This is a genomic window from Streptococcus intestinihominis, from assembly GCF_046824975.1.
In the GTDB taxonomy this organism is placed as follows: domain Bacteria; phylum Bacillota; class Bacilli; order Lactobacillales; family Streptococcaceae; genus Streptococcus.
The window spans coordinates 533,121-535,383 of the sequence record NZ_JBKQBL010000001.1; the positions used below are offsets into that span (position 1 = coordinate 533,121).

The 2,263-nt window shown below is 43.4% G+C and carries 3 protein-coding genes; all 3 read right to left on the minus strand.

All coding sequences use genetic code 11. The annotated features are described in order from the left end of the window. Positions 1-742: oligosaccharide flippase family protein (locus ACLOR3_RS02640; protein ID WP_412036965.1), on the minus strand; the 742-nt coding region annotated here is incomplete at its 3' end. A 6-nt stretch (positions 743-748) separates the two neighbouring features. Next, positions 749-1,774, minus strand: coding sequence for a zinc-binding dehydrogenase (locus ACLOR3_RS02645; protein WP_411400159.1), 1,026 nt, complete (start codon positions 1,772-1,774; stop codon positions 749-751). 1 nt (position 1,775) lies between these two features. Beyond that, the coding region (locus ACLOR3_RS02650; protein ID WP_412036966.1) for a D-ribitol-5-phosphate cytidylyltransferase at positions 1,776-2,263 on the minus strand (488 nt) is incomplete at its 5' end.

A 2,263-nucleotide genomic window follows, 5' to 3' on the forward strand; every position in this document is an offset into this window, starting at 1 on the left:
AAATATTGACGAGTTTTAAGGCTTGGTCATAAATCCCCACATCCTTTGTAGAGGCGAGAGCCCCCAGCATAGTTCGATCCAAGGTGACATAGAGGGAAATAGCAACCTGCGGTAAAAAGAGCAGAATAACCGGCTTCAAATGCACCCGTGCATAAGCCATATCAAAATGGGCTTTCCCAATGAACTCCCGAGCAGGTAGCCACATACTGAGCTGACCTAAGAGCTCAAAGATAGTCAGTAAGAATACATAGAGATACAGATCATTGGCAGATTTGACAAACAAGAAGATGGAGATGACTCCAACCAGTTTGACCGTGATATTCCGAACCGTAATCTTGCGGAAGTCCTCTAACCCCTGAAAAAGCCAGGAGATATCGAGTCCCTTAGAAACCAAGCTAAGTCCTAAGATATAAGCGACAGGATTTTGCATGGAAGGTAGGGTTAGACACAAAAGAACATAGAGGGTAAGAGATAAAATCGTAGCCCCCAACTGGAGGGTATAAATCCCCCAGAAATTCTTTTGGATATCTTTCCGGTGCCCCGAAATCTCCTTAGTTCCATAATTGGCCACCCCTAGCGTCGCCAACAGGATAAAATAAGTGACGATGGAGTTAAAATAGCCATAGGTCCCTAAGTCATTTGAACTAAAAACCCGTGTCACATAAGGGGTGGTGATAATCGGCAAGATAATCACCAGCAACTGGTAGGAGAGATTATAGGCGTAATTTTTAAGAACTTTCATGATTGGCTACAATCCCCACTTAAAGACCGTTTTAAAAGGTGTGATTAAATCTGTCGCAAAAGCTCGATGAATGTCTGGGATGGTTTGAACTTCTCCATCAACGTGAATAATGTTTTTCAAACGACTTTGTACCCGACGATTAGCCAGCATCTCTACAGCCCGCTCGAAATCTTTACGACCTGAGCGAGAAGACCCCACAAAGGTCAATCCCTTTTCAAGAACATCTCTTGTATTGACTGCGACCCGGTTATCACTAACCCCCATTAACATCACGGTTCCTTGAGGCTTGATATGATCAATAATATCATTGATGGCTGGTTCACTTCCTTGGCCACCAGTACACTCAAAGGCGTGATCAAACCGTTGGTCGTCTGTCAACTCGCTGGTCAAAATTGCTTGATGAATGAAATTAAACAATTGCAGTTTATCACTGTTGCGCCCAACTACAGTTATCTTCAAATCTGGGTATAGATAGTGCAAAGAAGTCGCAACCACATATGAAAGACTACCATCTCCTAAAATCAAAACGGACTCTCTTCGTTGGTGGGCAATGAGATCAAAGCGATGAATGGCATGCATGGCAACACTACTAAATTCCGCTAAGGCTGTCACAGGACCCCGAACTTCCTCTGGATAAGCCACTACACGATCCAGTGGCAAGGCAACAACTTCCTGCATAAAGCCATTAAAGCCACTAGACAAGAAGTGCGTCCCCTCCAAATAATTTTCAAAGAAGACACCCTCTGTTTGATGAGGAGGTTGATTGGGAACCATAGCCACAATCTGTCCTGGTTGATAGGTTCCCGTAGAATCCGCTACCACGATACCAGACGACTCATGGATCAGGGCCATGGGTAATTTCTTTTTAAGCACCTTAGGATCCCGTTTCCCTTGATAGTAACGTTGGTCCGCATGACAAATAGCCATGTAATAGGGGCGAATCAACACCTTGTCTCCACGGCTCATGTCTTCTTCTTGGTATTTGATGGTAATATTTTTCGGCTGAGTCAGCTGAAAGATTTGGTTCAACATATTAATTGTCCTCAATCATACCGCGTGCAATTTTCAAATCTGTAATCGTCGTAATTTTAATATTGGAATATTCCCCTTTTGCAAGGGCAACTTTTTTGCCATTAATGACAAAGATCTTGCAGGCATCTGTCAAGACTTCTTTTTGTTGGTCACTTAAATCATGATACAAGGTAAGAAAGTCTTTCATTTTGAAGGTTTGAGGGGTTTGACCCTGATAAAGGTATTGGCGCTCTGGGATATCCGTGATAAAGGTATTGTCCAAGCTTTGAACAATGGTATCGGTCGCTTCGACCACTGTATCCACAACATCATGGCTCTTGGCCAATTCAATATTCTCTTGGATGGTTTTTAAGCTGACAAAGGGACGAACCGAATCATGGGTGACGATAATGTCCTCATCTGTCAAAGGTTGCAGCTCATCGATAGCCAGGATGATGTTTTCGATAGTAGAGTTGCGATCACTTCCTCCCTCTACAACCAAGATCCGAT

What these genes read in the sequence shown, in the direction of transcription:
- ACLOR3_RS02645 (WP_411400159.1), bottom strand. Translation starts at nt 1,774, where the DNA reads ATGTTGAACCAAATCTTTCAGCTGACTCAGCCGAAAAATATTACCATC.